18 protein-coding genes are annotated in these 21603 nt (G+C 50.4%); 8 read left to right on the forward strand and 10 right to left on the reverse strand.

Going from position 1 to position 21603, the window contains the following annotated elements; all coding sequences use genetic code 11:
* Positions 1-3: 3 nt before the first annotated feature.
* The 5 genes from F0L74_RS07890 to F0L74_RS07910 all read left to right on the forward strand — a co-directional run bounded on the left by F0L74_RS07890 (position 4) and on the right by F0L74_RS07910 (position 11249).
* Positions 4-576, forward strand: coding sequence for a gluconate 2-dehydrogenase subunit 3 family protein (locus F0L74_RS07890; RefSeq protein ID WP_149837327.1), 573 nt, complete (start codon positions 4-6; stop codon positions 574-576).
* Positions 577-598: 22 nt separating this feature from the next.
* A complete protein-coding gene (locus F0L74_RS07895) occupies positions 599-1771 on the forward strand; it encodes a glycosyltransferase family 2 protein (RefSeq protein ID WP_149837328.1) in 1173 nt (390 codons plus the stop codon).
* 6 nt (positions 1772-1777) lie between these two features.
* The gene (locus F0L74_RS07900) at positions 1778-2872 is read left to right on the forward strand and encodes an acyltransferase family protein (RefSeq protein WP_149837329.1); all 1095 of its coding nucleotides are present in this window, start codon (positions 1778-1780) and stop codon (positions 2870-2872) included.
* Positions 2873-3109: 237 nt separating this feature from the next.
* The gene (locus F0L74_RS07905; protein ID WP_149837330.1) at positions 3110-9466 is read left to right on the forward strand and encodes a fibronectin type III domain-containing protein; all 6357 of its coding nucleotides are present in this window, start codon (positions 3110-3112) and stop codon (positions 9464-9466) included.
* An 82-nt stretch (positions 9467-9548) separates the two neighbouring features.
* Positions 9549-11249: a GMC oxidoreductase gene (locus F0L74_RS07910; RefSeq protein WP_149837331.1), complete on the forward strand. Its 1701-nt coding sequence runs from the start codon at positions 9549-9551 to the stop codon at positions 11247-11249.
* A 111-nt stretch (positions 11250-11360) separates the two neighbouring features.
* On the opposite strand, the gene F0L74_RS07915 is transcribed toward F0L74_RS07910, so the two are convergent.
* The 5 genes from F0L74_RS07915 to pdhA form a co-directional block, all read right to left on the reverse strand.
* The gene (locus tag F0L74_RS07915) at positions 11361-11771 is read right to left on the reverse strand and encodes an EVE domain-containing protein (RefSeq protein WP_149837332.1); all 411 of its coding nucleotides are present in this window, start codon (positions 11769-11771) and stop codon (positions 11361-11363) included.
* Positions 11772-11843: 72 nt separating this feature from the next.
* On the reverse strand, positions 11844-12563 hold the full coding sequence (locus F0L74_RS07920) for a (Fe-S)-binding protein (protein ID WP_149837333.1): 720 nt from the start codon (positions 12561-12563) through the stop codon (positions 11844-11846).
* A gap of 50 nt (positions 12564-12613) precedes the next feature.
* Complete coding sequence (gene ribH / locus F0L74_RS07925) at positions 12614-13111, reverse strand: 6,7-dimethyl-8-ribityllumazine synthase (RefSeq protein ID WP_149837334.1); 498 nt, start codon at positions 13109-13111, stop codon at positions 12614-12616.
* 18 nt (positions 13112-13129) lie between these two features.
* Positions 13130-13834, reverse strand: a complete 705-nt coding sequence (locus tag F0L74_RS07930; protein WP_149837335.1) for a tetratricopeptide repeat protein — start codon at positions 13832-13834, stop codon at positions 13130-13132.
* Positions 13835-13975: 141 nt separating this feature from the next.
* Entirely contained in the window at positions 13976-14986 is a 1011-nt protein-coding gene (gene pdhA / locus F0L74_RS07935) for a pyruvate dehydrogenase (acetyl-transferring) E1 component subunit alpha (RefSeq protein ID WP_149837336.1), read from the reverse strand.
* A 215-nt stretch (positions 14987-15201) separates the two neighbouring features.
* Here pdhA and recF point away from each other — a divergent pair, with 215 nt between their 5' ends.
* Together recF and F0L74_RS07945 are read left to right on the forward strand one after the other, a co-directional pair.
* On the forward strand, positions 15202-16278 hold the full coding sequence (gene recF, locus F0L74_RS07940; protein ID WP_246197718.1) for a DNA replication/repair protein RecF: 1077 nt from the start codon (positions 15202-15204) through the stop codon (positions 16276-16278).
* Positions 16279-16374: 96 nt separating this feature from the next.
* The gene (locus F0L74_RS07945; RefSeq protein ID WP_149837338.1) at positions 16375-16662 is read left to right on the forward strand and encodes a DciA family protein; all 288 of its coding nucleotides are present in this window, start codon (positions 16375-16377) and stop codon (positions 16660-16662) included.
* 62 nt (positions 16663-16724) lie between these two features.
* Here F0L74_RS07945 and F0L74_RS07950 read toward each other — a convergent pair whose 3' ends face one another.
* The 5 genes from F0L74_RS07950 to F0L74_RS07970 all read right to left on the reverse strand — a co-directional run bounded on the left by F0L74_RS07950 (position 16725) and on the right by F0L74_RS07970 (position 20317).
* Positions 16725-17231: a DUF4252 domain-containing protein gene (locus tag F0L74_RS07950; RefSeq protein ID WP_149837339.1), complete on the reverse strand. Its 507-nt coding sequence runs from the start codon at positions 17229-17231 to the stop codon at positions 16725-16727.
* The gene (locus tag F0L74_RS07955; RefSeq protein WP_149837340.1) at positions 17228-17749 is read right to left on the reverse strand and encodes a DUF4252 domain-containing protein; all 522 of its coding nucleotides are present in this window, start codon (positions 17747-17749) and stop codon (positions 17228-17230) included. Before F0L74_RS07955 ends, F0L74_RS07950 begins: the two co-directional genes overlap by 4 nt.
* A gap of 157 nt (positions 17750-17906) precedes the next feature.
* Positions 17907-18389: a PG0215 family putative anti-sigma factor gene (locus F0L74_RS07960; RefSeq protein WP_149837341.1), complete on the reverse strand. Its 483-nt coding sequence runs from the start codon at positions 18387-18389 to the stop codon at positions 17907-17909.
* Positions 18376-18894: a GFO_1088 family ECF-type sigma factor gene (locus F0L74_RS07965; RefSeq protein WP_149837342.1), complete on the reverse strand. Its 519-nt coding sequence runs from the start codon at positions 18892-18894 to the stop codon at positions 18376-18378. The genes F0L74_RS07960 and F0L74_RS07965 overlap by 14 nt, the downstream gene beginning before the upstream one ends.
* 433 nt (positions 18895-19327) lie before the next feature.
* Complete coding sequence (locus F0L74_RS07970; RefSeq protein ID WP_188315910.1) at positions 19328-20317, reverse strand: c-type cytochrome; 990 nt, start codon at positions 20315-20317, stop codon at positions 19328-19330.
* A gap of 338 nt (positions 20318-20655) precedes the next feature.
* Between F0L74_RS07970 and F0L74_RS07975 the strand changes: the two genes are divergently transcribed.
* On the forward strand, positions 20656-21534 hold the full coding sequence (locus F0L74_RS07975) for a helix-turn-helix domain-containing protein (protein ID WP_149837344.1): 879 nt from the start codon (positions 20656-20658) through the stop codon (positions 21532-21534).
* The last annotated feature ends 69 nt before the right edge of the window (positions 21535-21603 follow it).

Raw genomic sequence — 21603 nt, forward strand, 5'->3', positions numbered from 1 at the left:
TGTATGAACAGAAGAAAAGCATTAAAAGGACTGTTGCTGCTGGGTGGAAGCGGCGCCGCTATCTTAGGCGGCATTAAAGGATACCGGCTGTTCAGATCGCCGGACCTGCAGCAGCTGTCCCATTACAGGCCGCTGATCGCTGAGCTGGCGGAAACTATCATTCCGCGTACGGATACTCCCGGCGCTAAAGACGCCGGCGTGCCGGATTTTATCATCACCATGATAAAGGATTGCACCCCGCTCAGGATCCAGAACCGGTTTATGGACGGGTTGGAAGATGTGGTGCACTACGCTCACGCGCAATACGGCCATTCCTTCTTTGCCTGCAGCCAGGAACAACGGCATAACATACTGGCGCATTTTGAAAAGCGGGACCGCCCGTATAGCGGCCTGCCCGGCAAAGTATCCCGTAAGCTTTTTGGCGATACTTTTTTTATAACGCTCAAACACTATACCGTACAGGGTTACTGCACCTCTATGCAGGGCGCTACACAGGCGCTGGCATATGATTATGTACCTGGCCGGTACCAGGGCTGCGCCACGCTGGAACCCGGACAAAAATGCTGGGCCACCTGAACAGATCATTTAACAATAAAAGATGCGTATCACTTACATACTTTTCCTTATCAGTCTCTTCATCCTGTTCTATAATTATGTAGGATACGGCATGCTGTTGTTGCTATTGGTAAAGGTGAAACGTTTACTGGCGCACCCGCAGCCGGCAGCCGCTCCCTATGAGCCGGATGTGACGCTGGTGATAGCCGCCTATAACGAGGAAACAGTGATCGCAGAAAAGATCAGCAACACACTGGCATTGGATTACCCGGCAGAAAAACTGCGCCTGCTGTTCATTACAGACGGCTCTACAGATAATACCCCGGCTATCATTCGCCAGCACCCCAGCATACAGCTGCTGCACAGTACCGCGCGCAGTGGTAAAACAGCCGCGCTTAACCGCGCTATGGAGCATGTGCAAACACCGTATGTGATCTTTTGCGACGCCAATACCCTGCTTAATAAAGAGGCCGTGCGCAATATTGTACAACATTATGCAGACGATACTACCGGCGGCGTAGCAGGCGAAAAGAAAGTGATCAGTGACGAAGCCGGCGGCGCAGCCGCTACGGAAGGTATTTACTGGAAATATGAATCTATGCTCAAAAGGCTGGATGCGGAGCTGTACTCCGTAGTAGGCGCGGCCGGGGAACTATTCTCCATCCGCACCGCCTTATTCCAGCCGGTAGAGGAAAATGTGATCCTGGACGATTTTGTGATCTCCCTGCGCATTAACCTCAAAGGCTACCGCATCGCCTACGCGCCGGATGCCTACGCCATGGAAACGCCATCGGATTCTATAGCGGAAGAGCATAAACGTAAAATACGCATCAGCGCAGGCGGCTTCCAGTCTATTGTACTGCTGCGGGACCTGCTGAATATAGTGCGTTTCCCGGTAGTGTCCTTCCAGTACATCTCCCATCGGGTGCTACGGTGGACATTAAGCCCGCTTAGCCTGCTGCTGCTGCTCATCACCAATATTGTGCTGGTGGTATATGCGGGCGGCTGGCCTTTTTACGCCTTCCTGGCCATACAGCTGCTGGGATATGCTGCAGCCTGTATTGGTTACAGCCTGGCAGAACGGAATATTAAGATCAGCATCTTTTATATCCCTTTCTATTTTCTATTTATGAATATAGCGGTATACCAGGGATTTTACCGCTACCTGACTAACACCCAGTCTGCCGCCTGGGAAAAAGCCAAACGTAAAATTTAAACTGGTATGGAAAATCAACTACCATTAGCTACTGCCAACGCTAACATCAATGCCGCCGCCGCTGCACCCCTTCAGCCCGTGGCCGGCAAAGTCCCCAAAAAGTTCATCGGCTACATCCACAATTTCCGTGGGGTGGCCATTATTTATGTAGTAGGCGCGCACATTTTGCTGAACTGGCCGGACGGATCTGTTACCCATAAGATCCTGGACATCATCCTCCAGAACTCCACCATCCTGTTCCTGTTCATTGCCGGTTACCTGTTCCAGCATTTGTCCGCCAAATTTGAGTACAAAGATTACCTTATCAAGAAGTTCCAGAATGTGATCTGCCCTTACCTGCTGCTGTCCCTGCCGGTGATCGTGTACCGCGTGGTTAGCCAGGATATAAACGGCTTTACCCTGGAAGAGCACCCTGATTTTGGCGCCTGGCCACGCTGGGAGCAGGTAGGTTATTACCTCCTGCACGGCGCACACCTGCAACAGCTCTGGTTTATACCCATGATCGCTTTATACTACCTGATTGCGCCGCTACTGTTATATGTAGACCGTAAACCGGTATTATACCGTTATGTGTTGCCAGGGTTGATTATTTTGTCATTGATCGTACACCGTAGCACCCTAAGCGATACCCTGGTAATGGCCGTACACTTCCTCTCCGTATACGTGTTTGGGATGTTTATGAGCCGGTATAAGGATGAGTTCCTCGTATTTGCGCAGAAGTATGCCATACTGGTAACCGTATTGCCCCTGGCTTTTATTACGCTGAATTACTTTGTGGAGAAACCGTACTACGATCCCATAGACTATATTCACAAGATGCTGTTTTGCCCCTTCTACCTGTATTGGCTCTGGCGGCTGGAGAAATACGTGCCCAAATTTGTGGATGTATTGGCCGTACTTAGCTTCGGGATCTATTTCGTACATTATTTCTTTGTACTGGCCTTCAGGGCGATCTACCAGAAGGTATTTCATACACCCATGCCTGGTAACTTCTTTATATGGCTGGGATGCCTGATAGTAGTAATGTTATTATCTATATGGACATTACAGCTGGCCCGGAAAGTTTTAGGTAACAAAAGTAAGTTCCTGGTAGGGTGTTAATGCGTTTATCTTGCAATTCCCGCAATTTACCCGCTATTTTATGCTATTTACCAACTTTTCACAGACCAGATTTATTTAATTCTATAAATTGCACAGAGTTTATCGTATTAGATAATTTTCCACCTTTCTTTTCTTGACCATCTCCTGGGGAATACCTCCAACTTTAATACTTTTTAACCATCATGTCCCATGAAAGAGCCTGGTAAACAATAATTACCGGATACTCAATCATAATATATGATCAAATTTTACCTCCGACTACTGCTGCTGGTGCTGGTATGCACGCAGCCTGCATGGGCACAAAGCGTACTGAATCCTGCGGATCCAGTCGTGACCTACAACTCCTCCAATCCCCCTTCCCAGCCAACCTGGGGGCAGATTGGTAAATGGGTAAGGACCAAGCGCGTTAGCTGGAACAGCGACCTGTACAAATGCTACATTTACAAGGGTATGCAGTTCCGCTTGAAGTATCCCAAAAACTTCAACGCCGCGGACACCTCCAAAAAGTATCCCCTGATCATCTTCTTCCACGGTATTGGCGAGAAGGGATCTATCTATGACAATGAGTACCAGCTGTATCATGGAGGTCAGGTACATATGAACCGGGTAGAATCCGGCGCATTTGACGGCTTTCTCCTGTATGCGCAGAATAATGGCGGATACTGGGGAAATACCCAATATGATTACATGAATGAGCTCATCAACAACTTCTTTATCCAGCAGATCAATGTGGATCCTTTCCGCGTAATGATTGAGGGTCTTTCCGGGGGCGGTATGGCTACCTGGGATTTCCTGTTCCGTTACCCCAAGCTGGTAGCTGCGGCTACGCCTATCAGCGCGGCAAATGATACCTATGATGATTATGTACAAAGCTGGAAATGGACGCCCCTCTGGCAATTTCAGGGTGGCGTGGACAAGAACCCCGCGCCCCAGGTGGCTCAACTGATTGAGACGGCCGCCAAGAATGCAGGCGCCAACTACAAATTAAAGATCTATGACGGTCAGGGCCACGGCGTATGGAACCTGGCCTGGGGAGAAACCGATTATTTCCCCTTTATGTCACGCGCCAATAAGGCCAATCCCTGGGCCCTGTATGGCAGAACGGAGTTTTGCCCGGGCGACCCGGTAAATGCGACCCTGGGGCTTACCGCAGGGTTTGACGCCTATGAATGGCGTAAAGACGGTAACCTGATCTCTGGCGCTAACAGCAATACGCTGCAAGTGACCAGTTTTGGCACATATACTGCCAGGGTAAGAAGCGGCAGCAGGTGGTCCCAGTGGTCGCCTATACCTGTTGTGATAAAAACCAAGGCAGCTACCGTAACGCCTAATATCCAGATGGCAGGCCTGCAGAGTAATGTACTGCCCACACCGGAAGGTAAGGACAGTGTAGTGCTGTCACTGCCGGATGGCTATGCATCCTACAGATGGATGAGGTCCGGCAGCACGGATACCCTGGGCAGGGATATGACCTATGCCGCCCGCACGCCGGGTAACTATATAGCCAGGGTAACCGAACAATTCGGTTGCTCCAGCAGCTTCTCCGCTCCATTCGCAGTGATCAACGCGGCTGGCGCCAATGCGCCCGATCCCGCCGGTGGATTACTGGTAACGCCAGTATCCAAAACACAGCTCAAACTGAACTGGACGGATAAGCCATCGCCGCTTTATAACGAAACAGCATTTGAAATATACCGCGCAGCCACTGCCGGCGGCCCCTACACCCTGGTAGGCAAGGTGAATGCAGATGTGCTCACCTTGACAGACGGCAGCCTGCAGGCTAACACCACCTACTACTATATTGTACGTGCGGTAAATAACAATGGCGCCGCGCCGGTAAGCGCGGAAGCCAATGGTACTACCCTGGCGGATGCACAAAAGCCTTCCGCTCCGGGCAACCTTACGCAGTCTAACGCTACCCGCAGCTCTGTAACCCTTAGCTGGTCTCCTTCTACGGATGATGTAGGTATCGATAAATACGATATCTATTTCAACGGTAAGAAAACCTTCACCGTACCCAAACCCAGCGGAACAGGCACTATCACCTTTAACGCTTACGGCCTGGCTGCCAAGAAGGTATACACCGTGGTAGTGAAGGCAAGGGACGTTGCCGGCAACGAATCTCCGTCCAGTAACCAGGTGATAGTAGCGACCTATCAAAGTGGTCTGAACTACAAGTACTACACCACCACCGCCAGCTGGACAGCTTTGCCTGACTTTAATACCTTAACGCCTGCGAAAACAGGGGTGGTATCTACCGTAAGCACCAGCCCAAGGACACAGTCAGACAGGTACGCATTCGTTTGGCAGGGTTGGATCAATATACCCACCAGCGGTAACTATACATTTGAGACCAATTCTGATGCGGGCAGTAAAGTATACATCGGCAGCGAAGTATATGATCCCGCGGCTACCGCATTAGTGAATAACGACGGCGTACACTCCGCACAATACAGGGAAGGTACCGTTAATCTTACCAAGGGCACCTACCCGATCATTGTTACCTATTTTGAAGTAACAGGTTCAGAATCTATGACCCTGTACTGGAAGAACACCGCCAACGGTGTGGGTACCCGTCAGTCCATCCCGTCACAGTATTTTGTTGATACGCTCAATATGGGCTCTGCCCCGCCCACTCCTACCAGCCCGTCTGTTACCGTGATATCACATAACAAACTGCGGGTGAACTGGAGCTACAGCAGCACTGCGGAAACCGGCTTTGAAATATACAGAAGCGCCACATCAACCGGCACGTATACTATTGTTGCTACTGTACCGGCTAATTCCGTTAATTATACAGATAGCCTGCTCACCGCCAACACTACCTACTTCTATAGGGTAAGGGCTATCAACACCTGGGGTACCTCCGGGCAAACTTCTGCCGTAAGCGGCAAAACACAGGTATTGCCAACAGTGCCAGCAGCGCCTAACACGCTTACAGCCACCGCAGCTTCCGGTACACAGATCAACCTGGCCTGGAAAGACAATTCCAGCAATGAAACAGGATTTGAAATATACCGTTCTGCCAACACCAACGCAGCCTACGTATTAATAGCTACCGTGCCGGCAAATGCAACAGCCAATGCATCTTACTCAGATGAGGACCTGTTCCCCAACGCACGCTACTACTACCGTGTAAGGGCTAAAAATGACGGCGGCACCAGCGGCTACAGCAACGAGGTTAATACGCTTACGCAGAACAGCCTGCCGGTAATTACCGACATTCCTGACAGGACCATGCGTTATGGCACCACCCTCTCCTTTAATGTAGGCGCCAGCGATCCGGACGAAGAAGATGTGAACCTCACCGCAACCAACGCACCGGCCTTTGTATCTTATGGCGACGACGGCAGCGGCGGTATCATTCTCACCTTTAACCCGGGCGCAGGCGATCAGGGTACCTATAATATCCAGATCACCGCTACAGACCAGCATGGCGGCGTAAGTAACAAGACATTTGCCCTTACGGTAAATGATAACTACCTGCCATCACTGAGCGCTATTAATAATGTAACAGTTGCCGAAAAGGCCACCGCTACCGTAAACCTCAGCTCCAGCGATCAGAACGCCAGCGATCCTACCAACTGGACCGCCACCGGCTTACCGCCGTTCGCTACCCTCACGCCTAACGGCAATACCGCCACTATACAGCTGGCGCCCGGTTATGCGGATGGTGGATCTTACCCGGTAACGATCAAGGTAGATGATGGTAAAGGCGGTTTCGATACCAAGGACTTTACGATCAACGTAACGAATGTGAACCCGAACTATGCGGTATATGTGAACTTCACAGATGGCGCATACCAGGGCGCAGCGCCTTGGAACAATACCAATAAACGTCCGGCACAGGGCGATGTATTCCCCAACCTGCTCAATAACAACGGCCAGAACTCCGGAATCTCCATGAGCGTGCTTACCCCATGGCAGACCATCAACGGTGGTAGTAATACCAATAACCAGGGCGCTAACACTGCGGGCGTATACCCGGCCAATGTAATGACCAGTAACTGGTGGACACAGACCGTGGCGCAGACCATCCGCCTCACGGGCCTGAATGCCAACTACAAATACAGCTTTACGTTCTTTGGCAGCCGCGCCGGTATCAGCGATGCACGCGTAGCCGCTTACACCATCAACGGTGTAACGGTAACGCTGAACGCTACCAACAACGCTACCCAGACCGTAAACATCAATACCGTAAGCCCGGATGTAGATGGCGGCATCACCATCAATATTGCACCGGCTCCTGGCAATACTTATGCATACATCAACGCTATGGTGGTGAACGCTGCCTTTGATGATGCATCTGCACCGGCCAAACCGGGTAATTTTGCCGCTGCCGCAGCATCTAACGGCGCTAAGCTCACCTGGTCAGACCAGGCGTATAACGAAACCGGCTACGAAGTATCCCGTGGCGCAGCCCAAACCGGTCCGTTCACTATACTGAACGACGGCAGCTCCAACGCCAATGACAGCACGTACACAGACGCAGGCGCCGCCAGCGGTCAAACCTGGTACTACAGGGTAAGGGCCCTTAACCAATATGGCGCTTCTCCGTACACGGACACCCTGAGCGTTACCATACCTAACATGCCGCCGGCACTGGCTGCAATCGCCAATGTGAACATGAAGACAGACGCTAGCCTGCAGGTACCTGTAACCGCTACAGATGCAGCTGGCGATGTGATCACGCTCACCGCCACCGGCCTGCCCGCCTTTGCGAACCTGCAGGTGAATGGCAACGGTAATGGCGTTATCAACCTGGCTCCTGGTGCTACAGACATAGGCAAGTATGACATCACCGTAAAAGCCACCGATAACCAGAATGGCTCCACTACCCGCACCTTTACCGTACAGGTAACAGATAAGAAGATCTCTTCTGTATACGTGAACTGTAACCAGGTAGAGCCTGCAGGCGCTCCGTGGAACAACTTCAACGCACTGCCCAACACCAACGCAGGTATCAATAATATGCAGGATGAAACCGGCGCCGCCAGCGGCATCAGCGTAACCATCCTGGATGTGTTCACCGGCGCAAACAATGTAGGCGCAGTAACCGGCGATAACTCCGGCGTATTCCCGGATAACGTGATGCACACGTTCTTCTATGACCAGAGCGGCGCAGATAAACGGATCCGCATCAGCGGCCTGTCTGCTACCCGCAAATACAACCTGGTATTCTTTGGCAGCCGTGAAAGCGTATCCGATAACAGGAACACCGTTTACGGTGCAGGCGGACAAACCGTTACGCTCAACGCAGCCAGCAACACCAGCAACACCGTACAATTGAACGGTCTTACACCGGATGCCAGCGGTAATATCATCTTTACCGTACGGCAGGCTACCGGCTCCTTCTCTGCATACCTGAACGCATTCGTGATCCAGTCTTATGTAGATGATGGTACTCCGTTAGCGCCGGCCAACCTGACCGCTACCTCTAACAGCAGGAGTAACATACAGCTCACCTGGGCAGACAAGTCCAATAACGAAACCGGTTATGAAGTATGGCGCTCCACCACCCGCAACGGTACATACAGCCTGCTGGCTACCGTAGGCGCTAATGTGACCAGCTATAACAATACCGGTTTAGCCCCTAACACCGTGTTCTTCTACAAAGTGAGGGCGATCGCAGGCGGTCTGCAATCAGACTACAGCAACATCGCAAGCGGCGGTACACTGGCATACGGTATCTATATAGACTTTACAGTGACCCAGATCCAGGGCGCCCCGTGGAATGCTACTGCTGCCCTGCCAAACGCCGGCCTGTCATGGAACAACCTGAAGGATGACGTAGGCAACACGACCAGCGTAGACCTGAGCATTGTGAATAACTTTACCGGTACAAACCCGGCAGGCGCACAAACAGGTAATAACAGCGGTGTGTATCCGGATAAGGTACTGGCTGAGTCCTACTACACAGAAACCGATACGGCAGTGATGCTCGTAAGCGGTCTGGATCAGGCTAAGCAGTACTCCTTCACCTTCCTGGGCAGCCGTATGAGCGGTGGTACAAGGGTAACCGCCTACAAGATCGGCACCAAGGTGGTAACACTGGATGCAAATGACAATACCAGCAACACCGTGACAATAGACAACGTGAAACCTGATAGCGATGGCGAAGTGACCATCACCGTGTACACGGCCCTTAACTATGGTTACATTAACGCCATGGTGATCAAGGCCTACCCGCCGGATGACAGCACCAGCCTGCAAAGCCTGCCGCAAGGCACGATGAGCGCACGCACGGAAGGCATAGGCATTATGGGCGCGGTAAGCGATGTAACTCCGGTACTGCAGAACAATGCACCGGATCCGACAGATGGTATCAACGTTGAAAAAGTATTCCCGAATCCGTTCAATAACTTCGTGAACCTGAACCTGACCATTGGTAAACAGCAGAAAGACACCAGGATCCTGGTAAGACTGCTGGATATGCAGGGCAGACTGGTACAAGTGAAGGACCTGGGCACAAGAGGAAACGGCGTATACTTCGAAAGACTGGACTTTGGCAATAGCCTGCAGAATGGACTGTACCTGTTGCAAGTAACATCAGACGATAAACCTGTAAAAACGCTCAAGTTGATCAAACATTAATATCACTCAAAAGGGTAAAAAATCCGGTTATGTATATAACCGGATTTTTTGCGTATAATAGTCTAACCGTTTTTTATCAGTAATGCACCTTAATGTTAAAGTAAGCAGAGAAAATACGTACGATGCAATTGTAGTTGGCTCAGGTATCAGCGGCGGATGGGCAGCCAAAGAACTGAGCGAAAAAGGACTGAAGACCTTATTACTGGAAAGAGGAAGGAATGTGGAACATATCAGGGACTATCCTACCACACTGCTCAATCCCTGGGACTTTAAACACCGCCTCACCAACCCGGAAAAAGACCTGTCGGAAGATCCTATCCAGAGCGCTGCCTATGACGAAAGCAGCAAACACTTCTTTGTACGTGACCACGAGCATCCTTACATACAGGAAAAGCCGTTTAAATGGATCCGCGGCTACCAGGTAGGTGGACGCTCCCTCACCTGGGGACGCCAGTGTTACCGCCTCAGCGACCTGGATTTTAACGCAAACCTGGAAGACGGCTATGGGGTCGATTGGCCCATCCGCTACCAGGATCTGGCCCCCTGGTACGATTACGTGGAATCCTATGCGGGCATCAGCGGACAGGCAGAAGGCCTGCCACACCTCCCGGACGGACAGTTCCTGCCGCCCATGGAGCTCAATTGCCTGGAACTGCATTTCCGAGAACAGCTGCAAAAGAAATATAACGACCGCCTGGTGACCATTGCCCGCGTGGCCAACCTTACCAAAGGCTGGCATGGCCGCACGCCCTGCCAGTACCGTAACCTGTGTCACCGTGGTTGCCCCTATGGCGGCTATTTCAGCACCAACGCCGCTACCCTGCCCGCCGCCCGGGCCAGCGGTAACCTCACCCTCCGCCCCTTTTCGACCGTAGCCTCCGTGATCTATGATAAGGATAAGAAAAAGGCCATTGGCGTGGAAGTGATCGACACGGAGACCAAAGAGCGCCATGAATACTATGCGCGTATCATTTTCCTGAACGCTTCTACCATAGGAACTGCTTCCATCCTGCTTCAGTCGAAATCAGACGCCTTTCCCAATGGGCTGGGCAATAACAATGACCTGGTAGGCCGTTACCTGATGGACCATCATATTAAAGCAGGCGCCAAAGCGGATTTTGAAGGTTTTGATGACCGGTATTATATTGGCAGAAGACCGGCCGGCTTTTATGTTCCCCGCTTCCGCAACCTCAACAACGCCACCAAAAGAGAAGACTATGTGAGAGGGTTTGGTTTCCAGGGTTATGCGGAACGGGAAGCCTGGGAAGATAATGTTAACATGCCTGGTTTTGGCGCAGATTTTAAACGGGCGCTTACCCGCCCCGGTAAATGGGCTATATGGCTGGGCGGCTGGGGCGAAGTATTGCCCTACGCAGAGAACCGCGTTACGCTGGATACCACCAAAACAGATTCCTGGGGCCTGCCACAGGCAAAGATCTCGTTTGAGCTGGGCGCCAATGAGCGTCATATGCGTAAGGATATACAAGCCAGCGCCATTGACATGCTGGAGCAAAGCGGCTTTTCAAACATCGCCGGTTTCGACTACGATTATGTGGGTGGGGAATGTGTGCATGAAATGGGCACCGCCCGTATGGGCCTGGACCCCGCCACTTCTGTGCTCAATAAGTGGAACCAGTTACACGAAGTGTCTAATGTGTTTATTACAGATGGCAGCTGTATGACCTCATCCGCCTGTCAGAACCCTTCCCTTACCTATATGGCATTAACCGCCAGGGCCTGCGATTACGCGGTAAAGGAACTGAAGAAAGGGAACCTGGGTTAATGTGCTAATATGCTAATGTGCTAATGTGTGTATGCCGTAAAACAAAAATGTGCAAATGATGATGCATCGCTGCATTTCATTTGCACATCTGCACATCCGCACATTAGCACATTATTTCATGCCTGCCATTTCCATGATCACCTTATATTCATCCGCCGTTACAGCGCTTACAGACAAGCGGCTCAGCTTTACCAGCTGCAGGTTAGCCAGGCGTTTTTCTGCTTTTACCTGTGCCAGCGTAACGGGCTGCTTCAGCGCCTTTACGGGTTTCAGGTCTACTACTACCCAGTTGGCGTCTGTGGTGGTAGGATCCTGGTAATGTTCTTTCAGCACTTCTGCAATGCCTACTATCTCCAGCCCTTCATTGCTGTGATAGAAAAACACTGTATCGCCTTTTTTCATGGCTTTCAGGTTGTTGCGCGCCGCATAATTGCGTACGCCATCCCAGAAGGTCTTACCATCCTTCACAAACTGATCCCAGGAGTATTTAACAGGTTCTGATTTTACAAGCCAGTAATTCATATATTGTCTTAGTGATTAGTCTTTGGTGTAATCATGCGCTCCCGCCGGGCGCTAACAGCTAAATGCTGCTCCTCACCATCCGCTGGCCAGTACATCCGCAATATGCATGGTCTTGATGGAATGCCCGTGTTTACGGATATATCCATCCAGGTGCATCAGGCAGGAAAGATCAGTAGAGATCAGGTAATCCGCGCCGCTGTCAATAGCGTTCAGCACTTTTTGTTCGCCCATACCAATGGAAATGGGCTCAAACTTTACGGAAAACGTGCCGCCAAAACCGCAGCATACCTCGCAGTCATTCATCTCCCGCAGCTCCAGGCCTTTTACACTGGATAACAGGCGGCGTGGCCCTTCCTTGATCCCGCATTCGCGCAGCGCGCCACAGGCGTCATGGTAAGTGCCTACCCCGTTGAGGGTAGCGCCCAGATCCGTAATGTTCAGTACATCTGTCAGGAATTCTGTGAACTCGTACAGGTGCTTGCGCAGCTGTTTCACGTCATTGTGCATGGCAGAGTTATCGAACAGCTTACCGTAATAGTTGCGCACAAACCCGGTACAGGAGCCGCTGGGCGCAACAATATAGTCATATGTGTGAAAGTCTTTGAGGAATTTGCTGGCTACGGACCGGCATTCGTCCCGGTAGCCGGCGTTAAAGGCCGGTTGTCCACAGCAGGTTTGATTGGGGTTATAGTTAACATTACACCCCAGCTTTTCCAGCACCTTTACCATATTAAACCCTGTTTCAGGGAACAGTTGGTCCACAAAACAGGGTATGAAAAGCTGTACATTCATTGCACGTAGATTATTAGTCGTTAGCCACTAGTCTTGGCCATTGGCCGCAGCTATTTACGCAGTGAGCGTTGCATGGCAATCATCTTCAGCGCGGTAACGGCGGCTTCTTCGCCTTTATGCCCATGCGGGCCGCCCAGCCGTTCTACGGCCTGCTCCATATTATCTACGGTAAGCACGCCAAAAATAACGGGAACAGGCAACTGCAGGTTCAATTGGGTAATACCGGAAGTTACTGCATCGCAAACATACTCGAAATGCGGGGTTCCGCCGCGTATTACGCATCCAAAAGCAATAATAGCGCCAGGTTGTGACCCTGTGCCCTTGGTAGCCTCCCAGTACTGTTTGCAGGCAAACGGCAGCTCAAACGCCCCCGGTACCTGCAGCTTGGCCACCCTGCTTACATTATAATGTTGCAAGGTACGCTCACAGCCCGCTACCAATTCATTGATGACCGTATCATTCCATTCGGTATAGACCATAACAACACTGGCATCCTCTAAATGGAGGATGCCAGTATCGTTCATTAATGCCTGATTATGTATTGACATAAATCGTTCAATTGATAATTACTCCCTCACTTCACCCAGCCTCGCCAGGTACTTGTCCATTTCGCGGCCTTCGTTGGTAGCAGGGTATTTTTCCTTGATCTCTTTGTAGATAGCTACAGCATCCTGGGCTTTGCCAGCTTTTTCCAGCGCCAGGCCTGCACGGAACAGGTACAGCGGAGCAGTGAGCTCGTTATCGCTGTAGTGACCCGCTTTCTTATAATAATCAATGCCGTCTTCAGTTTTGTTCAACTCCATATAGGCGTCGCCGGTAAGACCATAAGCGTAGGCCTGTACCAGTTTGTCGTTACCGTTAAAGTCCTTCAGCAGGTCAATGCCTTTCTGGAACTCGCCCAGCTTTACATAACAAACGCCGGCGCTATATTTTGCCAGGTTGCCCACTTTAGTGCCACCGTATTTGTTTATTACCTGTAAGTACCCATAGTTGTTACCGTCGCCATTCAGCGCCAGGCGGAAGGAATCAGCGGCAAAATACTGCTGCGCGCGGAAGATCATCTCCTGCGCTTTCCTTTCGTTAGGAACTTTATAAAAACGGTTATAAGCATAGGAACCGCCTACGATCAATACCACTACCAGCAGGGCAATATTAATGACGTTCTTATTCTTTTGATAAAAATCTTCTGCCTTGTGCAGAGAGTCTTGCAGGTCAAAGTCCTGACTGGCTTTGGGTTCAGTTGTAGCGGCGGTATGTTTTGTTTCTGCCATTTTTAAATTTGTTATCAGTTTTTACTCATAGGTACTTACCTAATAGCTTTTTAGCAGTAAATCGTTAGTAATTAGTGAGCAGGCAAATATTCGCTTTGTTCACCAATAACTAACGACTAACTGCTAATTACTACAAAAATATTAGTCCACAATGAAGGGATAATCTTGCTGTACGTAAACGTCTTTCAGCAGCTCATCATCTGAAGGCCAGGGAGATTCTTCCGCAAATTTTACGCAAGCTTCCACTTCATTTTTTACTTTCTCGTTGATTGCCTCGATCTCAGCTTCTGTTGCCCATTTGTTTTTCTGGATGGTTTTCAGCACCAGCGTAATGGGATCTTTCTCCTTATATTCCTCTACTTCTTCCTTGGTACGGTACTTGGCAGGATCGCTCATGGAGTGACCGCGGTAACGGTAGGTCTTCACCTCTACCAGGGTAGGGCCATTACCTTCGCGGGCGCGTTTCACGGCCCTGTCAAAACCTTCTGTTACTGCCTCACAGCTCATACCGTCAATGGTATCGCTGGGCATTTCATAGGCTTCTGCCAGTTTATAGATATCCAGTACGTTGGAGGTACGCTCTACGGAAGTACCCATGGCGTACATGTTGTTCTCACAAACGAAGATCACGGGCAGCTTCCACAGCATGGCCATGTTAAAGGTCTCATGCAGGATACCCTGACGGGCAGCGCCATCGCCAAAGAAACAAAATACCACATTGTCAGTGCCCTGGTATTGCTCCGCAAAAGCCAGACCTGCACCGGTGCCAATCTGTGCGCCTACGATACCGTGACCGCCAAAAAAGCCCTTCTCTTTAGAGAAGAAGTGCATACTACCGCCCTTACCCTTGGAACAGCCGGTGGCTTTACCATACAGTTCCGCCATACAGGCGTCTGCGGTAATACCTTTGGCAATAGCCAGGGCGTGATCGCGGTAAGCAGTGATAAATTTATCTGAAGGTTTGGAAGCAGTCATCGCACCTGCAGCAATTGCTTCCTGTCCAATGTACAGGTGACAAAAACCACGGATCTTCTGCATACCATATAACTGTCCGGCCTTTTCTTCAAAGCGGCGCAGTAAAAGCATCAATTCATACCAGTACAAGTACGTTTCTTTGGTAAACTTCGTCTTCGCGTCTGTTTTAGTAGCCACTATTTCTAAATTTGTCCGCAAATATAACAGGAAAATCCTAAAAACTAAATAACTGTTACAATTACCTGTAAATTTGCGCTTTAGTCCTCTAATCTATGGCCCACAATTCGTAGTATGTAACGGAAAACATATATAAGAGGATACGGTCATAGACTACCCGCCATCAACGATGGCATAACATATAATAATATTATATCCTGCTAACAGTCAGTCAAATATCGCTTACCCAGTTCAAGAACTACGCACACCGGGCCTTCCGCTTCGGAAAACGGGTGGTGGGCATTACCGGCCGCAACGGCAGCGGTAAGACCAATCTCCTGGACGCCATTTATTACCTCTGCTTCACCAAAAGCTATTTTAGCAGTAACGAAGGGCAGAATACCCAGTACCATACCAACGGCTTCCGCCTGGATGGGTTGCTGGAGCGCAACCGCCAGGAGCACCGGATCATATGCACCCTTAAGGATGGCAAAAAGGACATTTCCCTGGATGGCGACAGCTACGACCGCTTTTCCCGCCACATCGGCCAGTTCCCCGCCGTGATGATCGCCCCGGACGATGCGGAGATCATCCTGGGCGGCAGCGAGGAGCGCCGTAAATGGCTCGATGGCCTGCTCTCCCAGCTGTATCCCGGCTACCTGGAGCACCTGATCACTTACAATAAAGTGCTGCAGCAACGGAACAGCCTGCTCAAGACCATTGCCACACAGGGCCGCAACCAGGACGCCTTGCTGGACGTATTTGACCAGCAGCTGGCGGAGCACGGCGTACCCGTATTTGAAAAACGCCAGGAATTCCTGCCTGCCTTTATACAACAGGTGCAAAAACTATATGATTACCTGGCCGGCAAACATGAGGTGGTGAACATCCAGTACCAGTGCCACCTGTTGGAGCAATCCCTGCCGGCCCTCCTGGCTGCCAACCGCCATAAGGATATGATCTTGCAGCGCACCAGCGGCGGCATCCACCGTGATGATCTCCTTTTCCTGCTGGATGATCATGCCATGAAGTCCAGCGCCTCCCAGGGCCAACGCAAAAGTTTCCTGTTTGCCCTCAAACTGGCCCAATACGAAGTGGTCAAACAACAGAAAAAATTCCCTCCGCTCCTGCTGCTGGATGATGTATTTGAAAAACTAGACCAGGAACGCGTAACGCGTCTTATCCGGCTAGTGAACAGTAAAGAATACGGACAGGTATTTATAACAGATACACATGCATCCCGTTTGAATGATGCCTTTGCAGAAAATGCGGCTGAATTTCAGTTGATTGAAATGGAAGCAACCAACGATTAATACGCCATAGCCGTTATGGTGATACAAGTTTGTTACGCGGTGGTTAATGGCCGATTAAATACGGCAACGTCCTCATTAATGCCTATATTTGCCCTTATGCGTCATGGTATCAGCTCAATAGGAGATGCCCTCCGGGAATATATGAATAAAAGCCGCATGAAACCGCGGATGATGGAAGTGCGTATACAGGAAAACTGGGAACAGATGATGGGTAAGACCATTGCCCGGTATACGGAAAGTATCCAGCTCTTTGACGCTAAGCTGATCATCACTACCAATGTAGCTCCCCTTAAACAAGAACTTAACTACGCTAAAGACAAGATCATCAAACTCGTAAATGAAATGTTGGGAGAACCGGCTGTACGGGAAGTGATCATAAAATAAAAATGTGCAAATGATAATGCATGGCTGCATCTCATTTGCACATTTGCATATCTGCACATCAGTTAGTCATTCTTCGCAAAATGGTCAATAAGATTCTGCACATCGCTCATTAAAAGGCTGGTGTGCAGGTGCACCATTACCAGTTCCTCTTCGTCCTTTAACAGCATCACCACATTTCCCAATTCATCATCTTTCCCTTTGTTAAGCATATATATGGTGCTGCCTTCATCACGTACGGTCATCAGCTCTTCCATATGCTCTTTTTCAATGAGGTTCCTGCGCAGCTGGTGTAGCGATTCACTGTTAACCGGGCCGTCGATATAATATACTTTCAGCCGGCTGATCTTCTGCATTAAACGTTTGGCAACCACCGCTTCATCCTGTTCGTCTCCAATCAGGCGGGCGGGTATCAGGGCGCCGCCTATTTTTATCAGGAAGCCCAGGCCAGCACGTAAGGTTTCTGCGCTATCACCACACTGGCGCTGGAATTTCTTCAGGTATTTCTCTTGAGCAGTAGCCGGGCCGGCTAAAAAAGCCAGGCATATCAGCAGGGCAGTGAGCTGTTTCATTTCTTTAGTTTTTTGAGGTTATCCATACCATGTATATTCATGCCGCTTGCGATCTGTGAGATCTCGTTCAGGTCAATATCTCCCAGGAGGCTCATCGCAACAAATTCATCTGTACTGCCTACCAGCATGACCAGCTCAGAGATATTGCCTTTCGCATTTTCCTTTACCAGGAATTTCAGGTCCGTATCATCGTCGCGTACGGTCATCAGTTCTTCAAAATCCTTGGTAAGAAAGTTTGCTGCTTCTTTATACAATCTGGAGCCGTCTTTGGCGTCTTCTTTCGCCAGGATGCGCAGGCCTTTCAGCTTTTTTACCACCTGCATGAACTGCTGTCCTTCGCCGGTGTTGATATCCAGCTTACTGAACATGCTGAACATCTTGGGGGTGATGCTCACCAGGGTAAAACTGCGGTCGTCTTCATATTTCTGGAAAAAACGGTCTATTACGCTGGTCTGTACCTGGGCGGATAGTTGCAGGCTGGCTGCAATAAATATTAATATGATCGTGATCTTTTTCATAGTTTGTTCGTTTGATGTTGAATGCGGGATAACGGATGGATTGATGAATACGGGCGCCGGACCGGATGTCCGGACATCCGATTATACCTTCATTCGTATCGTGCTATGCAATACCAACACTGTGATCCGTAATGAGAAATGGTTGTTTGTTACTATATTAATTGCGCTTTATTTTATCTGTTGCCTCGTTAAAATAGGCCAGCTTCTCCATCTGCTCCGTGCCCTTATTCAGGTTCCTTGACAGTAGTTCCAGGGCCTTTTGCGCTTCCTGGTAGGCTTTTTCCGGGTCCTGATAGGTGTCCTGCTGCCAGGCCGCTGCGGATAGTTCGTTATGCCGAACGATATACTGCTGCACGCTGTAACCAGCGCCGGCCATCATCAACAGCGCCGCCGCATATTTCATCCAGTGCTGCCAGGGCCTGCTTCCAGGCAGGGGCGCCACCCGGGGTATTTCCCAGGCCGGCAGTTCCTGCTCCTTTTCCGCCTGGAAGTAGCGGAACAACGGGGCTGCCTCCCGCAGGTCTTCCGGCAGCGCAGCTGTGTGCGTTACAAAAAAATGGCGTAGCATCTCCTCCTCCTCCAGCGAGGTTTCGCCTTCCCAGTATAACTCCAGCAGCGCTCGTATTTTATTGTAATCCATATACCTGTATATTTTGTAATTGCTCCCGCACGGCTTTCCGGGCACGGTGCAGGTTGATCTTCACTTCGCTCATGTTTAGTTCCAGGATGTCGGCAATTTGCTGATAGGAAAAACCGTCCACATCCCTTAGCTGTATAATAGTACGGTATTTTTCCGGCAGTGCGTTGATGATCCGGTGCACGCGGCCCATTACATCCTGTTGTTCTGCGGCCAGGTGCGGGTCTGGCTGATGTGCCGCCTCCATTTCACCTGCCCGGTCCAGCATTTCAGTGCTGCGGTATTTCTTCGACTTCAGCCGGTCCAGCGCCAGGTTGCGCACAATACGCATACACCAGGCCTCCAGGTTTTGCAGCTCCGCCATCCGGTCCTGTTGATGCCATACCTTCAGCAGGGCGTCCTGGATAATGTCCTTAGCATCCTCTTCATTGTTCAACAGGCGGAAAGCAAAGCGGTAAAGCTTTGGCCGGATGGGTACTACCTGGGAATGAAACAGTTCTAAAGACATGAACGGCGTTTGTACGATGTTTTATACTAAGAAGACGACCGTAAAATTGCTTTGTTACAGAAAAGGTAAAAAAAAATCCCGTCTGCCAAAAGGCAAACGGGAAACTTGAACCATAGTTAAACTGAGGGAGACTATAAACAACGAAATTTTATCGGTTTTGTAAGATCCGGACAGCCCACGGCACACTATTTCACAACACGTACCCGGCCGGCAAAGCTGCCTGGCAATATTGGCAATATGAATAATGAATGATAAACCTGGTCTTTCTCACGGAACTCCTGTTGGGTTTATAATGAACAATAAAGTGTTTCGGTCCGGGTTAAGATACGATGGCGCTTATTACAGAATGATTAGGTTTAAAGGTTTAGATCGCTTCTCTAAGATAAGGGAAAGTCCGCAATAAACCGCCACATTTTCCGGCAATTTCTACGTCCTACCTGTAACGTTGTTTCCTGGCTGCCTCTATTGGTTTAAACGGCCCGTATTTATGGTGCCGCGCATTAAATGTATCCGCAAACGGCCCATAGGGGTAATCTATAGCCTTCCTGAGCGGATCAGGCCAGTCATGCGGGAAAAACTTTTCCGGATGCGGCTTTGCATTAATATAGGCTGCTACATCCCAGCTGTCTGCGGCGCTCAGCATGGCGGTATCTCCGGGGGGCATATTATACAGTATATAAGCAGCCAGCCGGGAGATCCGGTAAAATTCCCCGCCTATACTATAACTGTTAGCGCCCCACACCGGGGGATATACGTAGCTGATGCCCTCGTTGTCCTTTACGCCGGCGCCCTGGCCCCCGTGGCATACCTGGCAATGATCCATATAGACCACGCGGCCCCTGGCCGTATCCGCAGCCCGGTCCGGGTATGGCAACTGCGGCAGGGCCGCATTGCGCGGCCGGATGCCCCTGGGCACATCCTTGCCTATCCATAACAGGTAAGCCACCATAGCCCGCATTTCTTTGCCGCTGCTATCCAGGCGCTGCCCGTTCAGATGCCGCTGTATACAATCGTTGATGCGCCAGGGAATGGATTCCAAACGGCCACTCCGCTCTCCCACCCGGGGATAGGTGGCCGCTACCGCAGAGAAATTATTGCCCATCAGCAGCGTGCCTGCATTACGGTGGCAATCCCCGCAATCCATGCCGTTTGTGATGGCGGCCACGCTGCCCTTAGGCCCCAGGTAACGGGCTGTATGGGTGATCAGCGCCAGTCCGTAACGTATTTCAGTCCCCGCCCTGGTGGCGGGAATGGCGGCGGTATCCGGCGCCTGCCAGTCCGTATACAATAAGGCGGAATCTGCATAAGGAGGGGAATCCAAACTCAGGTCCTTATCCGGGAATTGCCGTTCCCAGCTGCGTACCAGCATGGTAATGGCCACTATCACCAGTGTAATCCATAAAAAAGTGCGAACATAATACATAACAGCAATTGACATAGTAAGCCCTCACAGCCGGGGATAAAGCCGTAACTATCCATCTGCATACATAACAACCGGTAGCCTTAAACAATATGAAAATGGGGTCTTGACAGGTAGCTGTAATATACGGAATTTCTGCATAAAAAAGCGGGGCCGCCTAAGGGGAAAGGCTGCCCCGCTGCGTTCATAACATGCTGGCAGATGTCATACCATTTGATTGTTTACGTTAAACGTGAACGGGAAGTGAATTGAAGTATCCTTATCAAATTTAGCGAACAAGCCATCTTAGTTTACATACTTTTTTATCCTATGTTTGTACTCATCGGACCAACAGGACCCGCATGTCAAAGGAGCATACCGTCATACCCACCTACCCGATACAGCCCTCCGCTGCTACACAGTTCATGATAAGGGAAATAAAAAGCCCTCGTGATGAAGAGAAGAGAGAGTGGGTAAAAACACCGCACCGTCATGATTTCTATGCCATTACCATCGTAGAAAAAGGGTACGGCAAACACCTGGTAGATTTCAGGGAATATACCATCACGCCCAATTCCCTGCACATCATGGTACCTTACCAGGTGCACCATGTACATCAGGAGCAGGATACCGAACAGGAAGTACGGGCCATGCTGCTCTTCTTTGCGCGGGATCTGATCCTGGCCCATCCCCTGCTGGATGAATTGGAATGGATGGATAAACAGCTGTCGCTTTCCGGCGATGAGACCACCCTGCTCACCAATATCTGCCGCCAGCTGCTGGCGGAGTATGAACAGCCGCAACCTATGGGCCAGCGCATCATACAGCACTACCTGGATATACTGCTGTCCCATATCAGCCGCATTGCTTCGTCCCGCAGCCCGGCCAGGGATCTTACCAACGATGCGCGCCTGGTAAGGAAATTGCAAACGCTCATTGGCCAGCACTTTGTTGAAGAGAAATCCGCCGCCGCTTATGCCGGGATGCTGCATCTCACGCCCGGTTACCTGGGCGATGTGGTGAAACAGCAGACCGGAAAACCCACTTCCCAGCTTATTGCAGACCGTATAATCCTCGAAGCCAAGCGCCTGCTGGTACATACCTCGTCCAGCGTAAAAGAGGTCGCCTACCGGCTTAATTTCAATGAATCCACGTATTTCTATAGGTTCTTTAAGAAACATACCGGCGAAACGCCGGAGCAGTTCCGGGAAATGATCCGGGAAAGATACCGGACCACCTGAAGTTATCCGGGAAAAGTATAGTCCTACCCCTGTTTTGTATGGCAGCCGTCCCATGTCTCAACGGATATT

Source organism: Chitinophaga agrisoli, assembly GCF_008386695.1.
In the GTDB taxonomy this organism is placed as follows: Bacteria; Bacteroidota; Bacteroidia; order Chitinophagales; family Chitinophagaceae; genus Chitinophaga; species Chitinophaga agrisoli.

Excerpts from the sequence above, each read along its gene's own strand:
- F0L74_RS07890 (WP_149837327.1), top strand. The coding sequence starts at position 4 with ATGAACAGAAGAAAAGCATTAAAAGGACTGTTGCTGCTGGGTGGAAGC.
- F0L74_RS07895 (WP_149837328.1), top strand. The coding sequence starts at position 599 with ATGCGTATCACTTACATACTTTTCCTTATCAGTCTCTTCATCCTGTTC.
- F0L74_RS07900 (WP_149837329.1), top strand. The coding sequence starts at position 1,778 with ATGGAAAATCAACTACCATTAGCTACTGCCAACGCTAACATCAATGCC.
- F0L74_RS07905 (WP_149837330.1), top strand. The coding sequence starts at position 3,110 with ATGATCAAATTTTACCTCCGACTACTGCTGCTGGTGCTGGTATGCACG.
- F0L74_RS07910 (WP_149837331.1), top strand. The coding sequence starts at position 9,549 with ATGCACCTTAATGTTAAAGTAAGCAGAGAAAATACGTACGATGCAATT.
- F0L74_RS07915 (WP_149837332.1), bottom strand. The coding sequence starts at position 11,771 with ATGAATTACTGGCTTGTAAAATCAGAACCTGTTAAATACTCCTGGGAT.
- F0L74_RS07920 (WP_149837333.1), bottom strand. The coding sequence starts at position 12,563 with ATGAATGTACAGCTTTTCATACCCTGTTTTGTGGACCAACTGTTCCCT.
- ribH (WP_149837334.1), bottom strand. The coding sequence starts at position 13,111 with ATGTCAATACATAATCAGGCATTAATGAACGATACTGGCATCCTCCAT.
- F0L74_RS07930 (WP_149837335.1), bottom strand. The coding sequence starts at position 13,834 with ATGGCAGAAACAAAACATACCGCCGCTACAACTGAACCCAAAGCCAGT.
- F0L74_RS07945 (WP_149837338.1), top strand. The coding sequence starts at position 16,375 with ATGCGTCATGGTATCAGCTCAATAGGAGATGCCCTCCGGGAATATATG.
- F0L74_RS07950 (WP_149837339.1), bottom strand. The coding sequence starts at position 17,231 with ATGAAACAGCTCACTGCCCTGCTGATATGCCTGGCTTTTTTAGCCGGC.
- F0L74_RS07955 (WP_149837340.1), bottom strand. The coding sequence starts at position 17,749 with ATGAAAAAGATCACGATCATATTAATATTTATTGCAGCCAGCCTGCAA.
- F0L74_RS07960 (WP_149837341.1), bottom strand. The coding sequence starts at position 18,389 with ATGGATTACAATAAAATACGAGCGCTGCTGGAGTTATACTGGGAAGGC.
- F0L74_RS07965 (WP_149837342.1), bottom strand. The coding sequence starts at position 18,894 with ATGTCTTTAGAACTGTTTCATTCCCAGGTAGTACCCATCCGGCCAAAG.
- F0L74_RS07970 (WP_188315910.1), bottom strand. The coding sequence starts at position 20,317 with ATGTATTATGTTCGCACTTTTTTATGGATTACACTGGTGATAGTGGCC.
- F0L74_RS07975 (WP_149837344.1), top strand. The coding sequence starts at position 20,656 with ATGTCAAAGGAGCATACCGTCATACCCACCTACCCGATACAGCCCTCC.